Source organism: Devosia beringensis (assembly GCF_014926585.1).
Taxonomy (GTDB): domain Bacteria; phylum Pseudomonadota; class Alphaproteobacteria; order Rhizobiales; family Devosiaceae; genus Devosia; species Devosia beringensis.
The window spans coordinates 3,912,287-3,937,176 of the sequence record NZ_CP045422.1; the positions used below are offsets into that span (position 1 = coordinate 3,912,287).

Consider the following 24,890-nt stretch of genomic DNA (forward strand, 5'->3'; position numbering starts at 1 on the left):
ATCAGCTCTCCACAAGAGGGGCGCCGGGCATAGCCACACGGCGAAGATGGGCATTGAAGGCAAGGCCGGCTGGCGCGCCGGCCGGATTGACGAGCAGCCCGGAGGTCACCGGTGCCGGTGGCATGGCGGCCTGGTTGACCGCCCAGCCGCTGAGAATGACGCCCAGCACGATGAAGACGAGAAAGGCGATGGCCGCCCGCTGGTAGATCTGGACATGCTGTGCCGCCGCCGGACCGGCCTTGGCCGCGAGCCGGTGGAATTTCCACCAGCCCAGCAGCATGAAGGGGCCCAGCTCTTCGCGGGCCGGCGCCAGTCGCACCATCCTGACGGCCTGCATCACCGCCACGACCAGTGACAGCAGGGCAAAACCGGCAATGACCCCAAGCAACATGCTCATTGTTGAGCCTCTCAGGCGCTGATGGTGATGTCAGTCCACAGCTCGGCGGGATCGGGCTCGGGCGCATTGGTGGCAAAGTCCGCCGCCTCGGTGACGATGGCGCGGATCTCGTTCTCGATGGCCTTGAGCTGCTCCTCGGTCTGGGCGCCGGATTCCAGCAGCCGTGCCTTGACCTGTTCGATCGGGTCGCGTTCCTGGCGGTACTTGGTCACTTCATCCTTGCTGCGATACTTGGCAGGGTCGGACATGGAGTGACCGCGATAGCGGTAGGTCAGCATTTCGAGGATGTAAGGCCCCTTGCCCGACCGGGCATGCTCGATGGCGCGCTGGGCGGCATCATGGACCATGCGCACATCCATGCCGTCGACCTGTTCGCCGGGAATGTCGAACGAAGCGCCGCGCATCGAAAAATCAGTGGTCGCCGAGGCACGTTCGGTCGAGGTGCCCATGGCGTATTTGTTGTTTTCGATGATGAACACAACCGGCAGCTTCCACAGCTTGGCCATGTTGAAGCTCTCATAGACCTGGCCCTGATTGGCCGCGCCATCGCCGAAATAGGCCAGGGATACCGAGCCATCGCCGCGATATTTGGAGGCAAAGGCCAGGCCATTGCCCAGCGATACCTGGGCGCCGACAATGCCGTTGCCGCCGTAGAAACGATGCTCATTGGAGAACATGTGCATCGAGCCGCCCTTGCCGCGCGACAGGCCGGATTCGCGCCCGGTCAACTCGGCCATGACACCCTTGGGGTCAAGGCCCATGACGAGCATGTGGCCATGGTCGCGATAGCCGGTAATCTGGGCATCCTTGCCCTTTTCGCTGGCCATGGTGACGCCGGTGACCACGGCCTCCTGGCCGATATAGAGGTGGCAGAAGCCGCCGATCAGGCCCATGCCATACATCTGGCCGGCCTTTTCCTCGAAACGCCGGATCAGCAGCATTTCACGATAGGCCTCGAGCTCCTGCTCGGGGGTGAATTCGGGGATATTGGATTGCGTCTTGGCCTGGGTGGCCACAGCTTTACGCGCCATAGAGAACGCTCCGCATCGGATTGGATTTGCCGCTTCGGCCGGTTTGGCCACAGTCCGTAACATAACCCGAGCGGATGGCGAAAAGCAATGCTCATTCAAACGAGCCAATCAGCGTTAAAGCGTTGAATCCGCTTCAATAATCGCTGTTAACTCGTCTGTGGTTAATTCCTGGAATTTACTGGAAATAGGTTCACCGGTCGTCTTGTCGACCATGACGATGATGTCGTCGGCATTGGCCATGTTCAGCAAGGCCCGGGCCCGTTCGGTGACGATGTCGGGGTCGAGGCGCCGCGGATCCATCAGCGTCGCCCGATGCTGGTAGTCATCGATCTCGGCCTGCAGCGCCGCCGACTTGGCCTTGAGCTGGTCAATGTCGAGCAGGATCTGCGTGCGGTTCTCCATGCCGAACTGGCCACCAATCGCCGAGAATCCCAGATAGAACTGGAAGCCAAGCAGCGCGACGGTCAATGCGAGGGGGCGCCAGATGGCAGGGCGTTTGAGACGGGTAGTGGGCATATGAGGGCAAACCGGAACTTGACCATTCCATTGTGCCCGAAAGGACTTAACGCGGGGTTGCGATACGCTGCCGGCAGCGCCTCAGCGAGGACGCCCCCTAGCGGACCTCACCCTTCCAACAGCGAATACAAGCCGATACCCAAGGCAATCAAACTGGCCCAAGTGGCTGCTGCCAGAATGATTATAGTCAATAGCCGGTGTCTGCGAAGCCAGTCCGTCGCCGGCTTGGGATAGCCCCAAGCCTCAATGCGCTTCAATAGATTTTCCAGAAGTGGATTCCTTGCGGTTCTATTTTGGCTTTTGTTCACTAGGGGCGTGTTTGCCGCTCAAGTCAAACCGGAATGGCCTCATCAATTGGGATAGGCCGGCAGAGGGGCACGGTTGCTGGCTCTGGCCAGAGTGGTCCCTTCTGGTAGTCGATATCCATGGGACGCTCAATCTCGGTGAGCCCGGGGCATGTTCACAAAAACGGCATGCCATCACGGCTTTTCAGAGCGTCGCCCCGGCCATGTTCGGTGGGGCCCGGTTCGCTGAGCTGCGCTTCTGGCGCCTAAGCGGCAGCCACAGAATCATCCCCACCCAGGAGAAGCCACAGCTGCGTGGCGACAAAATGTAGTCCCATACCGATGACGACAACGCCGACCCAGCTCAACAGTGCCAGAATGGAAATTACCAGGAGACGGCGGTTGCGCAGCCAATCAATCGCGGCAGCGGGATAACCGCATGCCTCGAGTCTTCTATAAATTGCTTCCAACCAGAATCCTCCATTCCTTAATATAGGCTGGGGAGGAATTTGAAAGGAAGCCGCGCCTATGAATTGTTACCTATATGGTTACGCCCCATGTGTTTAGGTCAGAACGCCTCGTAATCAAGCTCCATGAAGCGGGTGACTTCCGGCACCCAGCGCTCAGCGACAAAACCGGCATGGAGCGGATGGTCATTGTAGGCGGCATAGGCGGCAGCATCGGCAAAGCGCATCGAAAAGCCGAAGGCGAAGTCGGTCTTGGGACTGACCTGGCGGCGCTGCTCGAAGTCCTGCACGCCCGGAATGTCGGCCAGCACCAGGGCAGCGCGCAGAAAGTCCCCCTCCTCCGGCGATCCCGGCGCGTGCTTGAGCGTGAAGACCACGCTGTGGATGATCATGCCTCCGTCCCCATCGCCTCGGTTGCCGCAATGGCGGCCATGTTGACAATGCCGCGGCTGGTGGTGGAGGGCGCCAGGATATGGGCCGGTGAGCTGGTGCCCATCAGAATGGGGCCAACGGAAAGCGCGTTGTTCATTTCCTTGAGCAGCGTCATGGACAGGTTCGCCGCGTCCAGATTGGGGAACAGCAGCAGGTTGGCCTCTCCGCCCAGCACCGAGTCGGGCACATAGCGCTCTCGCAGTTCCTGGTTAAGGGCCAGGTCGCCCTGCATTTCGCCCTCGACGATCATCTCGGGCGCGATCAGCTTGAGCTTCTGGTAGACCTCGCGCATCTTGTAGGCGCTGTCGCCGTCACGCGAGCCGAAGTTTGAATAACTCAGCAGCGCGACCTTGGCCTCGATATTGAAGCGCTTGAGATGGTTGCGCGCCTGCAGCGCGATGCCGACGATCTCGTCGGGCGAGGGATCGATATTGACATAGGTATCGGCCAGGAAGAAGGCGCCGCGCGGCATCAGCAGCAGCGACAGCGCCGACACATCGGCCACGCCGTCCTGCAGCCCGATCACCGAGCGGATGTCGCGCACATGGCGGATGAACCGCCCCTGCAGCCCGCAGATCAGCGCATCGGCCTCGCCGCGGCGCACGGCCAGCGCGCCGATGACCGTGGTATTGGTGCGCACCACCTGCCGCGCCGTATCGGGGGTCACGCCGTCGCGCCCGACCAGGGAATGGAACAGGCTGACATAGTCGCGATAGCGCGGATCATCCTCGGGGTTGATCACCTCGAAGTCGATGCCGGGGCGCAGGCTGAGGCCGAAGCGCTCGATGCGCGCCTCGATGACCGAGGGACGGCCAATCAGGATGGGCCGGGCAATGCGCTCCTCGAGCAGCACCTGGGTGGCGCGCAGCACGCGCTCGTCCTCGCCATCGGCAAAGGCGATGCGCTTGTTCTGACCCTGGCTGCGGTCGATGATCGGCTTCATGACGAGGCCTGAGCGGAAGACGAAGCGGTTGAGCCCGTCCATGTAGGCCGGCCAGTCGGTGATCGGGTTCTTGGCCACGCCCGATTCCATGGCCGCCCGGGCCACGGCCGGCGCGATGCGCAGGATCAGCCGCTGGTCGAACGGGTTGGGAATGATGTGGTCGGGCCCAAACACGGCTGGCGCACCGGAGGGCGAGACCTCCAGGCCGGGTTCATGGGCCAGCTTGGCAATGGCCCGCACCGCCGCCAGCTTCATTTCCTCATTGATCGTCGTGGCGCCGACATCGAGCGCACCACGGAAGATGAAGGGGAAGCACAGGACATTGTTGACCTGGTTGGGGAAGTCCGAGCGGCCCGTGCACACCATGGCGTCCGGCCGCGTGGCCTTGGCCAGTTCGGGCAGGATTTCCGGGTTGGGATTGGCCAGCGCCAGCACCAGTGGCTTGGGCGCCATCTTGGCCAGCATTTCGGGCTTGAGCGCGCCGGCGGCCGACAGGCCGAGGAAAATGTCGGCGCCCTTGATGACTTCGGCTAGCGTGGTGGCGTCGCTGACGCGGCGGAACTGGCCGCGCCACTTGTCATTGATGTCATTGCGCTTGTGGGTAACCAGGCCATCCTTGTCGGCGACCCAGATGTTTTCATATTTGGCGCCCAGCGCCACCAGCACGTTGAGGCAGGCAATGGCCGCAGCCCCTGCCCCGGAGGCGCAGATCTTGACGTCCTCGATCTTCTTGCCCTTGAGCTCGAGCCCGTTGAGCACGGCAGCGCCGACAATGATGGCGGTGCCATGCTGGTCGTCATGGAACACAGGAATGGGCATGCGTTCGCGCAGCGTTTCCTCGATCTCGAAACAGTCGGGGGCGCGGATGTCTTCGAGGTTGATGCCACCAAAGGTCGGCCAGAGCGGCGCCACGGCATCGATGAATTTCTGCGGGTCGGTTTCGTCGATTTCGAGATCGAATACGTCGATGCCGGCGAACTTCTTGAACAGGACGGCCTTGCCCTCCATCACCGGCTTGGAGGCCAGCGCGCCGATATTGCCCAGGCCGAGCACGGCCGTGCCATTGGAGATCACCCCGACAAGGTTCTGGCGCGAGGTATAGCGCGACACCGTCTCGGGATTGGCGGCGATTTCTTCGCAGGGTGCAGCGACGCCAGGCGAATAGGCCAGCGCCAGATCGCGCTGGTTGCCCAGCGGCTTGGTCGCCTGGATCTCGAGTTTGCCGGGCTTGGGGAACTCGTGGAAATGCAGCGCGGCGTCGCGCAGGGCCTTCCGCTGTTCATTGACGTCAGTGGACACCTGGTTCTCCTCTGCAGCACGCGCTCGCCAAGAGCCAATGCACCGGTATGGGTCCGCGTTCGTGCCACCAAATGCCAGCGTTGAAAAGGGGCTAATGCCCTCGCGTCATACAACTAAGGTCGCACGGCTAGGCAGCGCTGGCGACAACCGCAGCAATCGTGGTCGGCTCGGCCTGATTGGCGTGCAGGGCCAGGGCCAGCTCCTTGAAGGCACTATGCTTGAGCGCGGGGGCAAAGATGAAGCCCTGCGCCTGTACGACGCCCCGCGCCCGCAGATAAAGCGCCTGAGTCTCGGTCTCGACGCCCTCGGCAACGATCTCGCAATCGAGATCCTTGGCCATGGCGATCAGCCCGTCCAGCACCGGCACCTGGGTGGTGCCCGGCTTGATCATGTCGACGAAAATCCGGTCGATCTTGATGATGTCGATGCCCAGAGTGCCCAGATAGGCCAGGTTGGAATGGCCGGTGCCGGCGTCGTCCATGGCCAGGCGACAGCCCAGCGCATGCAGGCCGGCGATCACGCTATTGGCCACGGCCGAATTGCCCATCGGGTGCCGCTCGGTGATTTCAAACACCAGCTGGCGGAAATTGACCGGCGAGCCGCCAAAGATGGCCTGCACGTCCTCGACGATGCTGTCGTCGCGGAAATGCCCCTCGAACAGGTTGATGGCCACCTTCATCTCGGGCATCAGCAGGCACAGGTCGCTGAGGTCGAACTTGACCTGCTGCATCAGCGACAGTGTCATCGGGATGGCCAGGCCGGTCACCTCGGCATAGTCGATGAAGGCGCCGGGCGGCACGAGCTCGCCATTCTTCTTTTCCCAGCGGCACAGCACCTCGCAGCCCACCAGTTCGCCGGTGCGCAGGTTGATGATGGGCTGGTAATAAGGCTTGATCTCGCCGCGCGCGATGCCGCGCTCCAGATCGAAGGCCGGCACGCGGGAGCGCCGCACATAGTTCAACGCCAGCACCAGGAAGGCCGCGCTCATGAGGCACGCCACGATGGTGAAGCTGACATCTAGGTCGGCATAGCCCGAGCGCGCCACGGCGAAGGGCATGGCATATTCGACCTTGAGCGGCAGTTCGCCGGCAAAGGCCTGGCCATAGACGAATTCGGTCGACTCGGCGCGCCGGTCGAAGCTGGCGGCGTCGCCAATGGTCATGATCGAGGTGCCGTCGGTGAGCGAGACGCGCAGCATGGAGCCGGCGGCAATGCCTTCGGCCAGCGTGCCCTTGGTCTGGCCGAGGATCGGCACGAAGGCCGACACCCGCCGCAGGTCGCCAAAGGCCTGGGTAATCTTGAGCGCCGGCATGTCCATGTCGCCGAACTGCACCAGGGTGATGGTTTCGATATGGCCGGGCACCGGCAGTTCGCGCGACAGCGGCGAATAGGTGACGTTGCGGCCGAACGCGTCGCAATATTGAACGCCGTCGGCATTCTCGACCAGCACCTGCTTGAGGTTGAGGCTCGACTCGATGGCCACCTGCACATTGGCAACGAAAGTGGGCGTGCACAGCGAGGGACTGTCGGCCAAGATACGCCGCAAGTCGGCTATGGCATCATTGGAGCCGATGGAGATCTGCGAGGTAATGGTTCTGACGTATTGCTGAGAAATGTCTTGTTCACGGACCCGGATATAGGCGTCGAGCAGATAATCCACCGCCACGATGGGGACGAACGCCAGAATGGCGCCCAGCAACATCAGGATATTGGAGTATCGGGTCTTCAATGGACGAATCCGAAACGGCGAACGACACCATCATCGGTAGCAACCAGCCTTTAACGGATCATTAACGCTGGTTAACATTGATCAACCATCCTCCTCAGGCCCATAAAAAAACGGCCCCTGTTGCCAGGGGCCGCTGCGGATCGCCGTCGATGACGGGCTACTTCTTATCCTGCACGTTCAGCCGGATGCTCAGCTCGCGCAGTTGCGCGGCCGAAGCCTGGCTGGGCGCGCCCATCAGCAGGTCTTCGGCCTGCTGGTTCATCGGGAAGGCGGTGATCTCGCGCAGGTTCTGCACGCCGCACAGCAGCATCACCACGCGATCAACGCCAAAGGCGGCGCCGCCATGGGGCGGCGCGCCATACTGGAAGGCGCGATAGAGGCCGCCGAACTGCTCCTCGACCTCGTCGCGGCTCTTGCCGGTCAGTTCGAAGGCCTTGACCATGGTTTCGGGCAGCTGGTTGCGGATCGAGCCCGAGGCGATCTCATAGCCGTTGCAGACCGCGTCATACTGGTAGGCCTTGATGGTCAGCGGGTCCTGGCTGTTGAGCGCCTCGATCCCCCCCTGGGGCATGGAGAAGGGGTTATGGGCGAAGTCCACCCGCTTGTTCTCCTCGTCCCACTCGTAGAACGGGAAGTCGACGATCCAGCACAGCGCGAACTGCTCGGTATCGATGACATCGAGATCGGTGCCGACCTTGGTGCGGGCGTCACCGGCAAACTTGTAGAACTTGCCGGGGCGGCCGCAGACGAAGAATACGGCGTCGCCGTCCTCGAGCCCGAGCTCGGCCTTGAGAGCGGCGGTGCGCTCTTCGCCGATATTCTTGGCGATCGGGCCAGAGCCCTGCCCTTCCTTAAAGAAGATATAGCCCAGGCCCGGCTGGCCCTCGCCCTGCGCCCAGGCATTCATGCGATCGCAGAAGGCCCGGCCAATCGGCTCGGCGCCGGCCTTGTTCCTGGCGGGAATGGCCCAGACCTCAACCTTGTCGTCGGCCTCGATCTGGTTGGCAAAGACCTTGAAGCCGGAGCCGGCAAAGTGCGCGGTCACGGCCGACATCTCGATGGGATTGCGCAGGTCGGGCTTGTCCGAGCCGTATTTGCGGATCGCCGTGTCATAGGGAATGCGCGGCCAGTCCTTGGTGACGCGCTTGCCCTCGGCGAATTCCTCGAAGATGGCTGTCATGATCGGCGTCATGGTGTTCCAGACGTCTTCCTGGGTGACAAAGCTCATTTCGAGGTCGAGCTGATAGAATTCGCCCGGCAGGCGATCGGCGCGCGGGTCCTCGTCGCGGAAACAGGGCGCGATCTGGAAATAGCGGTCAAAGCCGGCCACCATCAGCAGCTGCTTGTACTGCTGGGGCGCCTGCGGCAGGGCAAAGAACTTGCCGGGATGGATGCGGCTGGGCACGAGGAAATCGCGCGCGCCTTCCGGCGAGGACGCGGTCAGGATGGGGGTGGAATATTCGCCAAAGCCGGCCTCGCCCATGCGGTTGCGCATAGAGGTGATGACCTTGGTGCGCTTGACGATATTGGCGTGCAGCTTTTCGCGCCGCAGGTCGATGAAGCGGTACTTGAGACGGACATCCTCGGGATAGTCCTGCTCGCCAAACACGGGCAGCGGCAGTTCCTTGGCGGCCGAGAGCACCTCGATCTCGCGGATGAACACTTCGATCGTGCCGGTCGGCAGGTTGGGGTTGATCACCGAGGCGTCGCGCAGCTTGACCTCGCCATCGATGCGGATGACCCATTCCGAACGGACCTGTTCGGCGGCCGCAAAGGCCGGCGAATCGGGGTCGACCACGGCCTGCGTCAGGCCATAATGGTCGCGCAGATCGATGAAGAGCAGCCCGCCATGGTCGCGGATACGGTGGGCCCAGCCGCTGAGGCGGACAGTTTTACCAGCATCAGCGGCGGTCAGGGCCCCGCAGGTGTGCGAGCGGTAGCGATGTAGCGTCATGATTGAAAAGCTCTGCAAAAGGCCGGAATCTTGGGGCGGAAAAGCGCATGGGCGCCCCCAATTGTCAAGGTGAGCACCCGTCCCTGACCGCAATGCCACCGCAGATGGCTAAGGCCTCGCCTGCCTCAACAAATCCGGTCTGGAGTGGGCCTGCCGCACCTGCTAGTAACAATCTTGACGATTTTGAGACGGGCGCTCGCATGGACCTGATAGTTTCCACAGACGTTCTCGCTGCTTTTTGCGAGCGCGCTGCAAAGTTCGATTTTGTGACGGTCGATACCGAGTTCCTCCGGGAAACCACCTACTGGCCCAAACTCTGCCTGGTCCAGGTCGCCACCGATGACGAGGCAGTGCTGATCGATCCGCTGGTGCCCGGCTTCGACCTCAGCCCGTTCTATGACCTGCTGGCCAATGCCGCCGTCACCAAGGTGTTCCATGCCGCCCGGCAGGATATCGAGATCTTCGTCAAGGCCACCGGCCAGGTACCCGAGAATATCTATGACACCCAGGTCGCGGCCAGCGTCTGCGGCTTTGGCGACAGCGTATCCTATGACAATCTGGTGCGCGCCATCACCAATGTCGAGCTCGACAAGTCCAGCCGCTTTACCGACTGGTCGGCGCGGCCGCTGTCGGAAAAGCAGCGCCTCTACGCCGTGGCCGACGTGACGCATCTGCGCGACATCTATCGCGAACTGGCCAAGCAGGTCACCGCGACGCGCCGGGGCGACTGGGTCGAGGATGAAATGGCCATCCTGCGCAGCGTCGATACCTATGTGACCCAGCCCGACCAGGCCTGGGAACGGCTCAAGATGAAGATCAGCCGGCCGCGCGACCTGGCGGCGCTCAAGCTCCTGGCAGCCTGGCGCGAACAGCGCGCCCAGGATAGCGATCAGCCGCGCAGCCGCGTGCTCAAAGACGACGTGCTGTCCGAACTGGCGACGCAGCGCCCGCTGACCGCCGATGCCTTCGAGCGCCTGCGCGCCGTGCCGCGCGGCTTTGGCCGCAGCTCAGCCGCCGCCGAGATCATGGCCCTGCTCAAGGATGTCGAGGCCATGGGAAAGGCCGAACTGCCGGTCATGCCCGAGCGCTATCGCGGCCCATCGCCCAAGGGCGCCGTCGGCGACCTGGTGCGGGTCTTGCTCAAATCGGTGGCCGAGCAGCATGGCGTTGCCGCCCGCATCATTGCCACCTCGGATGAGATCGACGCCCTGGTGCTCGATGACCAGGCCGAAGTGCCGGCCCTCAAGGGCTGGCGACGCAAGCTGTTCGGCGACAAGGCCCTGGCCATCAAGCATGGCCGCATTGGCCTCGTCGCCACGCGCAAGGGCATTGTCGAATTTGCCATCAAGGATCACGAGGACACCGCCGCGGCCGAATAGCGGCGCCACTCTTGCTGAAAACGCTCTAGAGCACGCGCACCGTGGCGGTCTTGTAGCCGACAATGCCGGCAAAGGTCTCGAGCCGGTTCTGCAGGTGCTCGCCGTCGAGAAAGGCCAGATCGCTGGGCAGCACTAGCGACAGGCCGTCTTCCACCAGCTCGAAATGGATGCGCGGCAGCACGCCCGGCATGGCCGCCGTCATCGGATAGGCGACGCGGAACAGCGCCCCGATCACCCGCGCGCGCTGCGTCAACGCGGCATTGCCCAGCGATACCAGCGAGGCCGCCGCCTTGCTCTTGGGGCCGTCATAGCGAATGGCGATGACCTGGGCCAGGAAGGCCCGCCCTGGATGGTCGACGCCGCTGAGCGAGCCATAGGCAACGGCGTCGATGCTCTGGGAGCCGCGATAGTCCGGATGGGTGCGCCAGCCGATATCGGAGAGCAGGCAGACCACGGTGCGCAGCCGCGCCTCTTCGGCGCTTTCCTCGACGCCGGCAACGGCGAGGAACTGGCCGGTAAAGGCGATCAGGTCATTGGCATGGGCCGGCGAGCGCGAGCGCAGCACCGAGAGTTCCTCGGCGCCCTGGATCAGCGGGTCGATGGCCTGTTCGCGCGGATCGAGCATGCCGTAGAGAAAGCCCTCGCGCACGCCCAGGGCGGAAAACACCACTTCCTTGAAGCGACCGGCCTTGAGCACCTCGCCCAGCACCGCGGCGCCATAGGGCACCAGCTCGCGCCGGGAGGAGCTGACATGGTCAGCCCCGTCATAGCCCTTGGGGGCATCGGCCGCGACGATGTCGGCGCAAAAGGCGATCATCTCGTCGGCCGGCACCACATAATGCTGCACCATGTGCAGCGGATATTTGGTGACGATCTGGTGAAGCTTGGCCAAAGCGCGCCAGGTGCCACCAATGGCGGCAAAGGCGCTGCCCTTGTCAGTGCTGGCCAGAATGGACTCGGCCAGGCGCGCGCCGACGATCTCGGCCGCCTTGATGGGCGAGCCATTGCTGTCATCCTGCAGCCGGATCACCCCCAGCTCGAAGGACTGCCCGTCCGTATCGGTGCCATTGGAGATGCTGGAGAGTTCGAGGCTGCCGCCGCCCAAATCGCCCACCAGGCCGTTAAAGCCCAGAATGCCGGCAACGGCACCGAGTGCGGCGTAATGGGCCTCCTGCTCGCCGCTGAGCACCTGCACGCTGCTTTGCATCAGGCTTTCGACGGCGCCGACGAATTCGTCGCGATTGGCGGCGTCGCGCACGGCCGAGGTGGCGAGGATGAATACCTTGCCCACCCGCATCATCCGGCTGACCAAAGCAAAGCGTTTGATGGCGTTGAGCGCCTGAGCCATGTTGGCCTCGGCGAGGCGGCCGGTCTGGCCGACCCCGCGCCCCAGGGCGCAGGCGGATTTCTCGTTGTAGAGGGGGGTCAGCGCGCGGGCATGCCGCTCATAGACCACCAGACGGACCGAGTTGGAGCCGATATCGAGCACGGCTACGGGCTTGGCGCCCTTGATACGGCCCTGGGCCGTCGGATCGGCGTCAACGCCCCAGAACTTGTTCAAGCCTAGTCCTCGTCTGCCTCGACCGGGCCGGCGCTGCCGCGTCCCGACAGCGATGGATTGGTCATGAAGTAGTCATGCGCATTGAACGGCTCGTCGCCGTCGGCGACCCGCATACGATGTGAACTGCCATCCGGCAAGACTTCCCAGCTCTGCTGGTTGTCACGCAGATAGGCAACCAGAATCCGGTCGAGGATCTGCTTATGCACGGTGTTGTTGAGAATGGGCACCATGACTTCGACCCGGCCATCGAGGTTCCGGCCCATCAGGTCGGCCGAGGAAATATAGACCTTGGCGCGGCCGTTGGGCATGGCCTGGCCATTGCCGAAGCAATAGATGCGGCTGTGCTCGAGGAAGCGCCCGACCACCGACTTGACCCGGATATTGTCCGAGAAACCGGGGATGCCCGGGCGCAGGCAGCAGATGCCGCGCACGATAAGGTCGACCTTCACGCCGGCCTGGCTGGCGTCATAGAGCGCATCGATGATCGGCGGATCAACCAGCGAGTTCATCTTGAGCAGAATGCTGGCGGGCTGGCCATTGCGGGCAAACTCGATCTCGGCGTCGATATCGTCGAGCAGCCGCTGGCGCAGGTTGACCGGCGAGACGGCGATGGATTCAAGCTCGGTCGGGCGGGCATAGCCGGTGATGAAATTGAACACCCGCGCCACGTCGCGCGTGATTGCGGGATCGATGGTGAAGTAGCTCAGGTCGGTATAGATCTTGGCGGTAATCGGGTGGTAATTGCCGGTGCCGATATGGCAGTAGCTGACCAGCTTGCCCTTTTCGCGCCGCACCACCTGGCTGAGCTTGGCATGGGTCTTGAGCTCGATGAAGCCGAACACCACCTGTGCGCCGGCCCGCTCCAGATCGCGCGCCCAGCGGATATTGGCCTCTTCGTCAAAGCGCGCCTTGAGTTCGACCAGGCACGTCACCGACTTGCCCGCTTCGGCCGCCAGCACCAGCGCCTTGATGATCGGGCTGTCCGCCGAGGTGCGATAAAGCGTCTGCTTGATGGCGACCACGTCGGGGTCGCGGGCCGCCTGCATCAGGAACTGCGCCACCACGTCGAAGCTCTCGAAGGGGTGGTGCACCAGGATGTCCTTGGCGCGGATGGCAGCAAAGCTGTCGCCATTATAGTCGCGAATCCGCTCGGGGAAGCGCGCGTGATAGGGGGGAAACTTGAGGTCCGGGCGATCGACGTCGCAGACCTTGCTGGCATCGGCCAGACCGAGGAAGCCGTGCACCTCGAACACGTCGCCTTCCTTGACGCCCATCTGTTCGCCGATCTGGCGCTTGAGGGCGCGCGGCATCGAGCTTTCGATCTCGAGCCGGATCACCTGGCCACGGCGGCGCTGGCGCAGGGCGCTCTCGAACTCCACCACGAGGTCTGCGGCCTCGTCGTCGATTTCGATTTCGCTGTCGCGGATGACCCGGAAGGCGCCCGAACCGGCCACCGAATGGCCGGGAAACATCTTGTGAAAGAAGATCTTGACCAGCGTGTCGATGGTGACGACCTCGCTGCGACCTTCCGAGACCAGAGCCGTAGGCAGGTTGATGAAGCGATCGAGATTGCCCGGAATGCGCACCAGCGCGGTCAGCGGCAAGTCACTGTCGGGGCGCTTGAGCTCGAAGGCGAGCGCCAGGCCCAGATTGGGAATGAAGGGAAACGGGTGGGCCGGATCGACGGCGATCGGCGTCAGCACCGGGAAGATTTCCTCGCGGAACAGCTTTTCGAGATACCCGACCTGGTCGGCGGTCAGGTCGTCCTGCTCGTGAATCACCACGTTCTGGGCGAACAGTTCCTCGCGCAGGTCCTGCCAGTGATCCTGCTGCTCGAGCTGCAGGTGCTGGGCCAGCGTGGCGATTTCCTCGAGCTGCTCGGCCGGCGTCAGGCCGTCGGCGCTCTGCTTGGAGAGGCCGGCGCGCAGCTGCCCCTTGAGGCCGGCCACGCGGACCATGAAGAATTCATCGAGATTGTTGGCCGAAATCGAGACGAAGCGCAGCCGCTCCAGCAGCGGATGGTGCACATTGCCGGCCTCTTCGAGCACGCGCATGTTGAACTGCAACCAGCTGACCTCGCGATTGACAAAGCGGGCCGGGCTGGTGCGCAGCGCCTGGGTGTCCGGGACGGCGGCATCGGCGTCGGCGTCAGAAAACTCGCTCATGTCATTCATCGGCTAGACCATCCCCATCCTGTTCATCGCGCGCGTCACCCCGGTCGATGCGTCGGCGGTCGAGTGCATCGGCAGCAATGGTGCGGGTAATGGCACTACCCTTGGCCAAAGCCAGTCTATCGATCAGATCGGCAAGAAGCACGACCTCTTGCGCAGAACGCTCCATGCGGGCCACCAGATAGGCGATGATGCGCGGATCGACCTTGATCTGCCGGTCGCCGAACAACTTCACGAACATCTGTGACAATTGAATGTCGTCGGTCAGCTCGAGGGAAAAGGCCGTGGCCCGGCGCGCCCGCGAGCGCACATCATCGGTCAATAGCGGCCAGTTCGCAATGTCCTCACGCGCCGTCAGCAGGATCGGCCGCTGCTCGCGCAGCGACTGGTTGAGCAGGTGGAACAGCCCGGCCTCGTCATAGCCGAGCCGGTCGACATCCTCAACGATCAGGGGCAGCCGGCCGCCCTGTGTCGCCAGTGCCGCCAGATCATCGACACCGGCGAGGCGGGCGCCGCTGCGATCGGCAAAGATGCGCGCCAAGTGCGACTTGCCGGATTTGGCCGGCCCGACCAGCAGGGTGACCGGTTCGGACCAGTGCGGAAAGGCCATGATGCGGCCATGGGCCAGGGCATTGCCCTCGCCGACGAGGAAATCGGCTTCGCCCTGCGCCGGCGTGTGGTCGAGCTCGAGCGCCAGCTGTCGTGTTGTTCCCAGGTCCTCAGGGGGCACGGAGTACGTCATTGCCCGCATCAGGCTGGGTCGTATCTACCGCCTCGCCGCCATAACCCTGATAGAGGCTGCTGCCCTTGTACTTGCTCACCCCATAACGCACCAGCACGCCGACAATGGCGGCCAGCGGCACGGCCAGCAACAGGCCAACAAAGCCGAACAAGGCGCCGAAGGCCAGCAGCGCGAACATCAACCAGACCGGGTTGATGTTGATGCTGGAGCCGACCAGCTTGGGGTAAAGGATATTGCCCTCGATGAACTGCCAGCCCAGAAATATGCCGGCAACCGCCACGACCATCCAGTAATTGGGCCAGAACTGTACCAGAGCGATGCCGATCGAGAGCGAGAAGCCGAAGGCGAAGCCCATGAAGGGCACAAAGCTCAGCAGCCCGCTGATCAGTCCGACCGCCAGGCCGAAATTGAGGCCGACCAGGCTGAGCGCCGTGGCGTAGAATACCGCGTCGATCAGCAGCACGCCGCCCTGCCCGCGGATCACCCCGGCCATGGACTTGTCGATATCGCCCAGAATGCCGTTGATCTCGGTCTTGTGGTCGCGCGGCAGCAGGCCCTGCAGGCCGCGCACCATGCCTTCCCAGTCGAGCAGCAGATAGAAGGCCACCACCGGCGTCAGCACGGTCAGGCCGATCACGGCCGCGCCGGTATAGCCGATATTGACCAGTTCGGCCGGCAATGTGGCGATGAAACCGAGCACCTGGCGCGTCAGATCATTGATCGAGGTCTGGAACTGCGCCGCCCGCTCGGGGCCCAGCCATTCATAGAAGGATGGTGACCATTCGGTCACTAGGGACTGCAGATCCGACACCAGGCGCGGCAGGCGCTGGATCAGCTCGATTAGCTGCTGGCCGACCATGGGTACGAAGAGGAAGAACATGCCGACGAAGATGGTAATCACGCTCAGCAGCACCACGGCGGTGGCCCAGCCGCGGCTGAAGTGCCAGCGCTGCAGCTGGTTGACCAGCGGGTTGAGCAGATAGGCCAAAGCCGCGCCGATCACGAAGGGCAGCAGCACGCCGCGAAATAGCCACAGCATCAGGACCAGGACGACCAGGAACGCGATCCAGATCAGCACTTGATTTCGCAGCGTCATGGTGGCGGGCGGCCCTTGCATGGATGAAGTGGAGAAGCTATCAGGCCGTCTAGCTTCCGGCCCTGGAATTGGCAACTGCCTTGCTCTCCCGGTGACGGCTTTACCCACGCTTTCCCCATCGAGGTCTGAGGCCCATGTCTGACACGCAAAACCTGACATCAAACGGCCTGTCATACAAGCAGGCTGGCGTCGACATCGATGCGGGCAATGCCCTGGTGGAAGCGATCAAGCCGGCGGTCAAGTCCACGCGCCGGCCCGGCGCCGATGGCGAGATCGGCGGCTTTGGCGGCCTGTTCGACCTCAAAGCGGCCGGTTTTGTCGATCCGGTCCTCGTGGCGGCCAATGACGGTGTCGGTACCAAGCTCAAGATCGCCATCGATACAGGCAATCACAGCACCATCGGGCAGGACCTGGTGGCCATGTGCGTCAATGACATCATCGTGCAGGGCGCCGAGCCGCTGTTCTTCCTCGACTATTTTGCCACCGGCAAGCTCGATGTCGAACAAGGCACCGCCATCGTCACCGGTATTGCTGAGGGCTGCCGGATTGCCGGCTGTGCCCTGCTGGGTGGCGAAACCGCCGAAATGCCGGGCATGTATCACGGCAAGGACTATGACCTGGCCGGCTTTGCCGTCGGCGCTGCCGAGCGCGGCACCCTCCTGCCCCGCCCCGATATCGCCGCCGGCGACACGCTGGTGGCCATCGCCTCCTCGGGCGTGCATTCCAATGGCTATTCGCTAGTCCGCAAGATCGTCGACCTCTCCGGCCTCGACTGGTCGGCCGATGCGCCCTTCGCGCCCGGCACCACGCTGTCGGAAGCGCTGCTGACCCCAACCCGGATCTATGTGAAGCCGCTGCTGGCCGCGCTCAAGGCGGGCCTGGCCATCAAGGCTTTGGCCCATATTACCGGCGGCGGCTTCATCGACAATATCCCGCGCGTGCTGCCGGAGCATCTGGCTGCCCATGTCGATCTGGATGCCGTCACGGTGCCCAAGGTGTTTGGCTGGCTGAGCAAGGTCGGCGGCGTCGAGCAGGCCGAAATGCTGCGCACCTTCAACTGCGGCGTCGGCATGCTGGTAGCGGTCGCTCCCGCCGATGCGCAAGCCCTGGTCGATCACCTCAATGCGGCCGGCGAAATCGCCGCCATTGTCGGCAGCCTCACCGAGCGCAGCGGCGAGCCCGTCACCTTTGCTGGCAAGCTGGCGCTGTGAACCGCAAGCGCGTCGCCATCCTGATTTCGGGCCGCGGCTCGAACATGTCGGCATTGATCGCGGCCGCCAAGGCGCCCGATTATCCCGCCGAGATCGTCGGCGTGCTGTCTAACCGCGCCGCGGCGCCGGGCCTCGAGATCGCCGCCAGCCAGGGCATTGCCACGGCCTCGCTGGCGCAGAGCAAGTTCCTTAGCCGCGACATGTTCGAAGATGTCATGACGCAGATGCTGGAAAGCTGGGCGGTCGACATTGTCTGCCTCGCCGGATTCATGCGCATCCTGGGCGATGACTTCGTCGACCACTGGGCAGGCCGGATGATCAATATCCACCCATCCCTGCTGCCGCTCTACAAGGGCCTGCACCCGCACCAGCAGGCGCTCGATGCCGGCGCGACCGAGCATGGCTGCTCGGTGCATTTCGTCACCCATGGCATGGACGAAGGCCCGGTGATCGCCCGGGCAAAGGTGCCGATCCTGCAAGGCGACACTGCCGAGACCCTTGCCGCCCGCACCCTGGTGGCCGAACACCAGCTCTACCCTCAGGCCCTGCGTCTGCTGGCTTTGGGTCAGGTTGTCGGGCCGCTCTGATCAGCCGCTTTTTTTGACGTTCTTCTTGAGCTTGGTCTGGTTGTGCACGATCGCCGTCCGCACCAGGGCCGTCAGTTCGGCGCCCCGCACCGGATCGCCCTCGAGATAGTCGATGATCCGCCGCGCATTGCCTTCGAAGCCGGCATTGAACAGCTGGTCCGGATCGGCCAGCTGCGCGCCATGGGCAAAGGTCAGCTTGACCTTGGCCTTGTGCGCATCGCCGACCGCGATCATGCCATCGCGCGACCAGACCGGGCTGCCCATCCATTTCCATTCCTCGACAATGGCTGGATCGGCCGCAAGAATCGCTGCGCGCACGGCCGCGAGGGTCGCGCCGCGCCAGTCGGTCGTCTCGGCAATCAGCTGGTCGATGCGGTCGGATGCGTCGGTCATGGCTAGCTTCCTAGGTTTTGGGCGCCAGATAGCCGGGCAGCAGTGCCGCCTGCCGCACCCAGTCGGCAAAGCGGGCTTCGTCGAAGATGCCATCCATGCCGATATGCAGGTAGCGGGTGTCGGGATCCTTCGAGCCGACCGGGGGCACCGGCGTCAGCGCCGCGCCCCGGAAAAAGGCAATCTTGATATAGCTTGTGAGGCAGTGATAGCTCAAAAACCAGCCCTGCCCCGGCACGCCATAAAAGGGCGAATTCCATTTTACTGCCTTGGCAACATCGGGCAGGGTTGCCACGATCAGCGCATCCAGCCGTTCGCCGACTGCGCGCTTCCAGCCCGGCATGGCCGCGATATAGGCCTGCACCGGCGCGTCGCCATCGCCCTTGGCGATCTGCGGATTGCCGCCCGCCAGCAGAACCGGTCCCGTCGCCGCTGTCTTGCCTGCCATGGGTGTCTCCCCGCCCAAAAGCCTGTTGCCGACAGACAAATCTAGCCCGGCAGCGGCGGCGGCGTCCAGTCGAGCCATCACCAATATTGATCCGGCTCATTGTCAAAATCGGTTCGACCTTTGTTCCCTAGAGGCATAGTTTCCGCACCTCAAGGGAGTCTCTTATGGTTCGTCGCGACTGGTTCTGGATTATTCTGCTCGGCGCCATCTGGGGCTGCTCGTTCATCTTCAACGCCGTGCTGATCCGCGAGATCGGCCCGCTCTGGGTCACCTCCTTCCGCGTCGGCATTGGCGCGCTGGGCTGCTGGGCCGTGCTGGTGGCGCTGCGCAAACCGGTGCCGCGCGATCCCGTGCTCTGGTTCAAGCTGGGCGCGCTGGGCGTGCTGGCCTATGCCATTCCCTTTGCGCTGTTTCCCCTGGCCCAGGCGAATCTCGCCAGCGGCGTCGCCGCCATCATCAATGCACTGACCCCGCTGATGACCGTCATCGTCAGCCATTTCTGGCTCGGCGGCGAAAAGGCCAGTCGCATCAAGGTCGCCGGCGTCGCCGTCGGTTTTGTCGGCGCCTTCATCCTCGCCTGGCCGGCTTTGTCGAGCGGCGGCGATTCCCATCTCTGGGCCATCGGCGCCTGCCTGCTGGCGACGCTCTGCTATGCGCTCTCGCTCAACATTACCCGCAGCTTCAAGGCCATCGAGCCGACGGCTTTGGCCGCCATCGCCCTGACCGGCGCCGCCGTGGTGTCCATTCCCATCGCTCTGCTGACCGAGGGCGTGCCCGTCATGGTGCGGCCCGAGACGTGGATGGCGGCGCTGGCCATTGGCCTCGTCTCGACCGCCTTCACCTTCCAGATCATGTACCGCATCCTGCCGCGGGTCGGCCCGACCAATTTTGCCACCACCACCTTCATCGCGCCCATCTCGGCGGTGTTCCTGGGCGTGACAATCCTGCGCGAAACCGTGCTGCCGATCCAGATCCTGGGCATGCTGGTGATCTTTGCCGGCCTGCTGCTGATCGATGGCCGTATAGGCAAGCTCTGGCGCCGCGCTGCCGCCTAGCGGAACAACGTCCGGCCTGGGGCGTTCCTGTTGCCAAGGAGCGTCCCATGTCCATGTCTATTACCGAACCAGAACCCGGTCCCGCCCCCGATATCAATCCGGTGGCCCCGCCCGAGATCATTCCGCAGCCTGAGCCCGCGCCGCCCCAGCCGGTCGATCCCGTGCCGCCGGGCCCCTCCGAGCTGCCCGACGTGCCGCCGCCGGTGGAAGACCCTACCCCGGGCCAGCCGGCCCCCATACCCGGCCCCGGCGGTGATCAGCCGCCCACATGGAGCTAGGCCGGACAGACGCGCCGATGTCACGCGCCTTGCTGAATGGCACCTATCGCGCCTAGCTGGCTTGCCTCAACAGGCAGGACTGGGCGCGGTTGGGGAGCTTCGTGGCGGAGGAGGCGCGCCACAATGGCCGGCCCTTCGGTCTGGCCGGTTACCGGGCCATGCTGGAGCAGGATTTCCGCGCCATTCCCGACCTGCAGTTCGCCATTGATCTGCTGGTGATCGAGCCGCCGCATATTGCTGCCCGGCTGGCCTTTACCTGCACGCCGGTGGGCGATTTCCTCGGCCTGCCCGTCAATGGCCGCACCGTCTCGTTCACCGAAAACGTGTTCTACGGCTTCAAGGCCGGCAAAATCGCCGAGGTCTTCTCCATCGTCGACCGGCAGGCGATCGCGGCTCAACTACAGGGTTGAGCCGCGGCGCGCGGCCTATTCGATGCCGAGCTTTTTCTTCATCAGATCGTTCAGCGCCTGCGGATTGGCCTTGCCGCCCGAGGCCTTCATGGCCTGGCCGACGAACCAGCCGATCATGGTCGGCTTGGCCAGCACTTTGGCCACCTGGTCAGGATTGGCGGCGATGATCTCGTCGACAATGGCCTCGATGGCGCCCATATCGGTCACCTGCGCCATGCCGCGCCGCTCGACGATCTCGGCCGGCTCGCCCTCGGGCTCCTCGGCAATAATCACCTGCAGCAGGTCCTTGGCGCCCTTGGACGAAATCGTCCCGGCAGCGACGAGATCGACAATCCCGGCGATCTGGCCGGGCTGCAGATGGGTCTCCCAGATGGCCAGGCCCTGGCTATTGGCAAAGGCGGCAACGTCGGCATTGAGCATATTGGCCACGGCCTTGCCGTCGCGCTTGACCCCGCCAAAGCCTACCACGGCCTCGAAATAGTCGGCCGTCTCGCGGTCCAGCGTTAGCACCATGGCGTCATAGGGCGTCACGCCGAAATCGGCGATGAAGCGGGCCTTCTTCTCGTCGGGCAATTCGGGCAGGCCCGCGAACAGTTCGGCGACGAACGCGTCGTCGAATTCGAGCGGCAGCAGGTCGGGATCGGGGAAGTAGCGATAGTCATGCGCCTCTTCCTTTGAGCGCATCGAGCGCGTCTCGCCGGCCTTGGGGTCGTAGAGGCGGGTTTCCTGGTCGATGGAGCCGCCATCTTCGAGGATGTCGATCTGGCGCCGGGCCTCATATTCGATGGCCTGGCCGGCAAAGCGGATCGAGTTCACATTCTTGATCTCGCAGCGCGTGCCGAATTCCCCGCCCGGGCGACGCACCGAGACGTTGACGTCGGCGCGCATCGAGCCCTGCTCCATATTGCCGTCGCAGGTGCCCAGATAGCGCAGGATGCTCCGGAGCTTGGCCAGGTATTCCTTGGCTTCCTCGGACGAGCGCAGGTCGGGCTTGCTGACGATTTCCATCAGCGCCACGCCGCTTCGGTTGAGGTCGACAAAGCTCATGTTCGGATGCTGGTCATGGATGGACTTGCCGGCATCCTGCTCCAGGTGCAGCCGCTCGATGCCGATCTCGATCTGGCCGTCCGGCATGTCGAGATAGACCAGGCCCTCGCCCACGATGGGGTCCTTGAACTGGCTGATCTGATAGCCCTGCGGCAGATCGGGATAGAAGTAGTTCTTGCGGTCAAACACGCTGCGCTTGTTGATGGCGGCCTTGAGGCCCAGCCCGGTGCGCACGGCCTGGCGTACGCATTCGGCATTGATGGTGGGCAACATGCCGGGCATGGCCGCATCGACAAAGGACACATTGGCATTGGGCGGATTGCCGAAGGCCGTCGACGAGCCCGAGAACAGCTTGCTCTCGCTGGTCACCTGCGCATGAACTTCCATGCCAATGACCACTTCCCAGTCGCCGGTGGAACCGGCGATGAAGCTCTTCGGATTGGGCGTGCGCGTATCGATAAGGGTCACTGGAGCATCCTGAAAGGCAAGGCGAAACACTGCCAAACGCATAGAGCCTGGGGCCCGCGGATGCAATTGCTTTGCTTGAAGTTACGGGAAACCACAGAGTGGATTCCTCCCCCTTCAGGGGGAGGTCAGGTGGGGTGTCCGAAGGCCACTAGACCCTCAGTCCTCGTGCCCCACATCGCCGGCAAACGGCATCAGCCGCTTTTCCAGATGTACGCTCATGAAGGGTTGTGCCGCGTCGCGGCCATCGGGGCGGAGGGCCAGGATGCGATAGCCCTGCTTCTCGTAGAAGCGCACCGCCGGCACGTTGTCCGCCGGCGTTTCCAGATGCACCCGTTCGGCGCCCGCCAGTTCGAGCATGGATTCCATGCGCCGCAGCAGCATTGAGCCCAGCCCGTTGCGCTGCAGTTCGGGCATGACGAAGAGATAGGGGATATAGGCGCGCCGCGCCGCCCGCGAGCACCAGCCCACCACGATGCCATCGACCTCGGCCACGATGATGCGGTTGAGCGTCTCGGCCACCACCTGGGTCAGCCGGTAGCGCTCGGCCTCGCGCAGGCCGGGTCGCGGGGTCAGCAGCGGATAGATGCCCTGCTCCCAGGCACTATAGGCAATCACGGCCAGTCGCCGTGCATCGGCATTCTCAGCCTTGCGAATGGTGATGCATGGCATGTTGACCTCCGCTATTCGCGGCGCCGCGCCGCGATAATGCCCTTCTCGTAATTGATGTTCCAGTCGATCAGGGTCCGCCACACAAGTTCGGCCTGATCTTCGTCAAGATCAAGAGCCAAACTGCGGTCGCGAATCTTGTTGATCACGGCCTCGATGCGGACCGGGTCGCGCGCCTCGTGCGGATCGGTCTTGATTTGCGCCATGCGCGTCACATAGCGGTGCCGCTGGGCGAAGAGCGCCAGCAGCTCGGCGTCGAGCCGATCGATCTCGGCGCGGACATCGTCCTTGGTCTGGCAGTCGGCGGGGGTCTTGATGGCGGTCACTTCAGCTTCCAGTCAGCAGGTCATGTTGCAGGTTTGCACCGGGTGGCGCGCGATTTCAACCGCCCGGCTTGCCCAAATGTGCGTGGCCGCGCTATCAATTGCCCATGTTGAGCCAGCCGGAAACCGCCTGACGCCTCGTCCAGCTGCGACGAGGCATGAATGAACCATCGGCCGCCCTGCGTCTGCGGGCTGCCGGTCTCGTTTGTTCGCGGGCTGCTGCCCGCCGCTCAGGCTTTCGACATTTCCATGGATATTTCACGCGACGAACAGCGCGTGCTGCACGCCCTCGCCCAGGGCGGCCGCATCGCGCTCATCCGCAACCCGGAAGGCAAGGTCATCGACCTAGAATTCTTCAACCGCGACGGCTGGCTCACGCCGGGCTGCACCCTGCTGCTGTTCCGCAAGCTCAAGGCGAAGAAGGCCATCAAATCGGCCAATGGCCAACCCTATCGCATCACGCGCCGCGGGCTGGAACTGGTGCGCAGCGAGTATGACAACCGGTAACCGGTAGCTGACGCATAAAGCCGCCCCGCCATGCTTCCAACGTTCGAGGAGCATGGCGGGGCGGTGGCGCGGCCCCGCTCGTGATTTGACAAAGTCCTGCCCGCCCCGCCCAGTCATGTTCGTGGGGGGACAAATCCAGTGACCAATCAGATTCGCCTGGGCGCCATTTTCTGGGTGCTGACTGCCGAGTTCTTTCTCGCCCAGTTCCTCGCCCAGGCAGCCTGGCCGGGCTATTCGATGACCGTGGAGGACATCAGCCTGCTGGGGGTCACCAGCTGCGGCGCCTATCTCAATCCGGCGCCGGGCGGCATCATGCCGGTCTGCTCGCCCCTCAGCCTCGTCTTCAATATCGGCATGGCGCTCAATGGGTTGCTGGTGGTGCTGGGCGTCTGGTTCACCCGCGATCTCTGGCCACAGACCCGGCTCAAGCTGGTGGCACTGTGGCTGCTGGCTTTGGGTGGCGACGGCACCATGCTGGCCGGGATTTTTCCGCTTGATACCAATCCTGGCCTGCACCTGATCGGCGCCGTGCTGGCGCTGGGCCTCTCCTGCTTCGGCTTTATCGCCCTGGCCCGCGTGGTCTGGTACAGCCATCGCGGCTTTGCCCTCTATAGCCTTGCCACCGGTGTCCTGGCCCTCGCCGGCTTCGTGCTCTATGCGGCGGAAATCTATCTGGGCGGGCGCGGCACCGTCGAGCGCCTGGCGGCCTGGCCGCAGACGCTGTGGTATATGGTGACCGGCGCGCTGATCCTGCGCGGCCATTTTGCGGCGCTGGTGAAAAGTGACACGGCAACGGCAACAAGTGCCGCGCGCTGACGTTGGTCTCGGCTTGGCAGAGGAGTGCCCGATGACAGACAGCGAAATCGACCGGACCTTGCCCGCTCCTGCGGTGCAGCAGCACCCGGCCCGGGCCCGCTTCCGGCTGGTCTGGGGCAAAGCCAGTATCGAGGCCGATGCCCACATCACCCCGGCGGGCCTTCTGGCCATCGGCGGCATGGTGGGGGTCATCCTGCTCGCGGTTGCCCCGATCGTGCGGGCCGCCGGCGAGGCGCGGGCGCGTCGCTGACGTCTAGTGCTTGGTGATGCCGCTCAGGGCCGCGGCGATATGTTCCCACTCGCTGGCCACGCTGGCCGTCGCGCGCTTCTTGCCAGCGCGCTTGTACCAGTAGTCCGCATTGCCCATATCGGCCTCGATCCAGTGCATCAGCGCATGCACCCAGTCGAAGGCCTGCACGCCCTCCATGGCCTGGACGATATTGTGCGCCTGCTCCCATTCGGGGCCGACGCGCATTTCGCCCTTCTTGAGCCACCACAGCGCCTGCAGCGGCATGCTCATGTCCTTGGGCGGCTCGGACCAGTCCTGGGTGGTAAAGATGTCAGTGGCCATGGAAGATACTCTAGTCGGCCCGGACGCCGCCCGCGGCGACGTCACAACCAGTTTCAATTTGTGCATAGGCGCCAAATAATGCGGAACGGCGCTGCAATCAAGTAGCGCCGCC

At 63.7% G+C, this 24,890-nt stretch carries 26 protein-coding genes; 9 read left to right on the top strand and 17 right to left on the bottom strand.

Annotated features, from left to right (window positions below):
- Position 1: 1 nt before the first annotated feature.
- The 7 genes from GDR53_RS19005 to aspS form a co-directional block, all read right to left on the bottom strand.
- Entirely contained in the window at positions 2 to 397 is a 396-nt protein-coding gene (locus GDR53_RS19005; RefSeq protein ID WP_193335979.1) for a hypothetical protein, read from the bottom strand.
- Positions 398 to 408: 11 nt separating this feature from the next.
- Complete coding sequence (gene pdhA, locus GDR53_RS19010) at positions 409 to 1,428, bottom strand: pyruvate dehydrogenase (acetyl-transferring) E1 component subunit alpha (RefSeq protein WP_193335980.1); 1,020 nt, start codon at positions 1,426 to 1,428, stop codon at positions 409 to 411.
- A gap of 114 nt (positions 1,429 to 1,542) precedes the next feature.
- Complete coding sequence (locus tag GDR53_RS19015) at positions 1,543 to 1,896, bottom strand: FtsB family cell division protein (protein WP_193335981.1); 354 nt, start codon at positions 1,894 to 1,896, stop codon at positions 1,543 to 1,545.
- Between the two features lie 900 nt (positions 1,897 to 2,796).
- Entirely contained in the window at positions 2,797 to 3,087 is a 291-nt protein-coding gene (locus GDR53_RS19020; protein ID WP_193335982.1) for a Dabb family protein, read from the bottom strand.
- Positions 3,084 to 5,369, bottom strand: coding sequence for an NADP-dependent malic enzyme (locus GDR53_RS19025; protein WP_193335983.1), 2,286 nt, complete (start codon positions 5,367 to 5,369; stop codon positions 3,084 to 3,086). Before GDR53_RS19025 ends, GDR53_RS19020 begins: the two co-directional genes overlap by 4 nt.
- Before the next feature lie 127 nt (positions 5,370 to 5,496).
- Positions 5,497 to 7,098, bottom strand: a complete 1,602-nt coding sequence (locus GDR53_RS19030; protein WP_193335984.1) for an EAL domain-containing protein — start codon at positions 7,096 to 7,098, stop codon at positions 5,497 to 5,499.
- 157 nt (positions 7,099 to 7,255) lie between these two features.
- Positions 7,256 to 9,052, bottom strand: coding sequence for an aspartate--tRNA ligase (gene aspS / locus GDR53_RS19035; protein WP_193335985.1), 1,797 nt, complete (start codon positions 9,050 to 9,052; stop codon positions 7,256 to 7,258).
- A gap of 200 nt (positions 9,053 to 9,252) precedes the next feature.
- On the opposite strand from aspS, the gene rnd reads away from it, so the two are divergent.
- Complete coding sequence (gene rnd, locus GDR53_RS19040; protein ID WP_193335986.1) at positions 9,253 to 10,431, top strand: ribonuclease D; 1,179 nt, start codon at positions 9,253 to 9,255, stop codon at positions 10,429 to 10,431.
- Between the two features lie 25 nt (positions 10,432 to 10,456).
- On the opposite strand, the gene GDR53_RS19045 is transcribed toward rnd, so the two are convergent.
- Genes GDR53_RS19045 through GDR53_RS19060 form a run of 4 tightly spaced genes read right to left on the bottom strand, consistent with a single transcriptional unit; the run spans position 10,457 to position 16,001 of the window.
- Positions 10,457 to 11,992, bottom strand: coding sequence for a Ppx/GppA phosphatase family protein (locus GDR53_RS19045; RefSeq protein WP_193335987.1), 1,536 nt, complete (start codon positions 11,990 to 11,992; stop codon positions 10,457 to 10,459).
- Positions 11,993 to 11,994: 2 nt separating this feature from the next.
- A complete protein-coding gene (locus GDR53_RS19050; protein ID WP_193335988.1) occupies positions 11,995 to 14,166 on the bottom strand; it encodes an RNA degradosome polyphosphate kinase in 2,172 nt (723 codons plus the stop codon).
- A complete protein-coding gene (locus tag GDR53_RS19055; protein WP_193335989.1) occupies positions 14,159 to 14,893 on the bottom strand; it encodes a P-loop NTPase family protein in 735 nt (244 codons plus the stop codon). Before GDR53_RS19055 ends, GDR53_RS19050 begins: the two co-directional genes overlap by 8 nt.
- The gene (locus GDR53_RS19060; protein WP_193335990.1) at positions 14,883 to 16,001 is read right to left on the bottom strand and encodes an AI-2E family transporter; all 1,119 of its coding nucleotides are present in this window, start codon (positions 15,999 to 16,001) and stop codon (positions 14,883 to 14,885) included. Before GDR53_RS19060 ends, GDR53_RS19055 begins: the two co-directional genes overlap by 11 nt.
- Before the next feature lie 134 nt (positions 16,002 to 16,135).
- Here GDR53_RS19060 and purM point away from each other — a divergent pair, with 134 nt between their 5' ends.
- Positions 16,136 to 17,212 (top strand): phosphoribosylformylglycinamidine cyclo-ligase, encoded by a 1,077-nt coding sequence (gene purM, locus GDR53_RS19065; RefSeq protein ID WP_193335991.1) that lies wholly within the window; start codon positions 16,136 to 16,138, stop codon positions 17,210 to 17,212.
- A 44-nt stretch (positions 17,213 to 17,256) separates the two neighbouring features.
- Complete coding sequence (gene purN / locus GDR53_RS19070; RefSeq protein ID WP_193338173.1) at positions 17,257 to 17,799, top strand: phosphoribosylglycinamide formyltransferase; 543 nt, start codon at positions 17,257 to 17,259, stop codon at positions 17,797 to 17,799.
- Here purN and GDR53_RS19075 read toward each other — a convergent pair whose 3' ends face one another.
- Entirely contained in the window at positions 17,800 to 18,192 is a 393-nt protein-coding gene (locus tag GDR53_RS19075; RefSeq protein ID WP_193335992.1) for a DUF1801 domain-containing protein, read from the bottom strand.
- A 10-nt stretch (positions 18,193 to 18,202) separates the two neighbouring features.
- Positions 18,203 to 18,637: a DUF1801 domain-containing protein gene (locus GDR53_RS19080; protein WP_193335993.1), complete on the bottom strand. Its 435-nt coding sequence runs from the start codon at positions 18,635 to 18,637 to the stop codon at positions 18,203 to 18,205.
- A gap of 164 nt (positions 18,638 to 18,801) precedes the next feature.
- Here GDR53_RS19080 and GDR53_RS19085 point away from each other — a divergent pair, with 164 nt between their 5' ends.
- The 3 genes from GDR53_RS19085 to GDR53_RS19095 are packed head-to-tail and all read left to right on the top strand — an operon-like array spanning position 18,802 to position 20,380.
- Positions 18,802 to 19,692, top strand: a complete 891-nt coding sequence (locus GDR53_RS19085; protein ID WP_193335994.1) for a DMT family transporter — start codon at positions 18,802 to 18,804, stop codon at positions 19,690 to 19,692.
- Positions 19,693 to 19,739: 47 nt separating this feature from the next.
- Positions 19,740 to 19,970 carry a hypothetical protein gene (locus GDR53_RS19090; RefSeq protein ID WP_193335995.1) on the top strand — a complete coding sequence of 77 codons (231 nt, stop codon included), beginning with the start codon at positions 19,740 to 19,742 and terminating at the stop codon, positions 19,968 to 19,970.
- Between the two features lie 56 nt (positions 19,971 to 20,026).
- Positions 20,027 to 20,380: an ester cyclase gene (locus GDR53_RS19095; protein ID WP_232846850.1), complete on the top strand. Its 354-nt coding sequence runs from the start codon at positions 20,027 to 20,029 to the stop codon at positions 20,378 to 20,380.
- A gap of 15 nt (positions 20,381 to 20,395) precedes the next feature.
- Here GDR53_RS19095 and gatB read toward each other — a convergent pair whose 3' ends face one another.
- From gatB to GDR53_RS19110, 3 genes are all read right to left on the bottom strand, one after another.
- On the bottom strand, positions 20,396 to 21,895 hold the full coding sequence (gene gatB, locus GDR53_RS19100) for an Asp-tRNA(Asn)/Glu-tRNA(Gln) amidotransferase subunit GatB (protein ID WP_193335996.1): 1,500 nt from the start codon (positions 21,893 to 21,895) through the stop codon (positions 20,396 to 20,398).
- A gap of 156 nt (positions 21,896 to 22,051) precedes the next feature.
- Positions 22,052 to 22,564: a GNAT family N-acetyltransferase gene (locus tag GDR53_RS19105; RefSeq protein ID WP_193335997.1), complete on the bottom strand. Its 513-nt coding sequence runs from the start codon at positions 22,562 to 22,564 to the stop codon at positions 22,052 to 22,054.
- Between the two features lie 11 nt (positions 22,565 to 22,575).
- Positions 22,576 to 22,887 (bottom strand): chorismate mutase, encoded by a 312-nt coding sequence (locus tag GDR53_RS19110; RefSeq protein WP_193335998.1) that lies wholly within the window; start codon positions 22,885 to 22,887, stop codon positions 22,576 to 22,578.
- A 246-nt stretch (positions 22,888 to 23,133) separates the two neighbouring features.
- Between GDR53_RS19110 and GDR53_RS19115 the strand changes: the two genes are divergently transcribed.
- From GDR53_RS19115 to GDR53_RS19125, 3 genes are all read left to right on the top strand, one after another.
- A complete protein-coding gene (locus tag GDR53_RS19115; RefSeq protein ID WP_193338174.1) occupies positions 23,134 to 23,391 on the top strand; it encodes a YjhX family toxin in 258 nt (85 codons plus the stop codon).
- A 138-nt stretch (positions 23,392 to 23,529) separates the two neighbouring features.
- Entirely contained in the window at positions 23,530 to 24,207 is a 678-nt protein-coding gene (locus GDR53_RS19120) for a DUF998 domain-containing protein (RefSeq protein ID WP_193335999.1), read from the top strand.
- A gap of 31 nt (positions 24,208 to 24,238) precedes the next feature.
- Complete coding sequence (locus GDR53_RS19125) at positions 24,239 to 24,457, top strand: hypothetical protein (RefSeq protein ID WP_193336000.1); 219 nt, start codon at positions 24,239 to 24,241, stop codon at positions 24,455 to 24,457.
- Between the two features lie 3 nt (positions 24,458 to 24,460).
- Here GDR53_RS19125 and GDR53_RS19130 read toward each other — a convergent pair whose 3' ends face one another.
- Positions 24,461 to 24,778 (bottom strand): hypothetical protein, encoded by a 318-nt coding sequence (locus GDR53_RS19130; protein ID WP_193336001.1) that lies wholly within the window; start codon positions 24,776 to 24,778, stop codon positions 24,461 to 24,463.
- Positions 24,779 to 24,890: the final 112 nt, after the last annotated feature.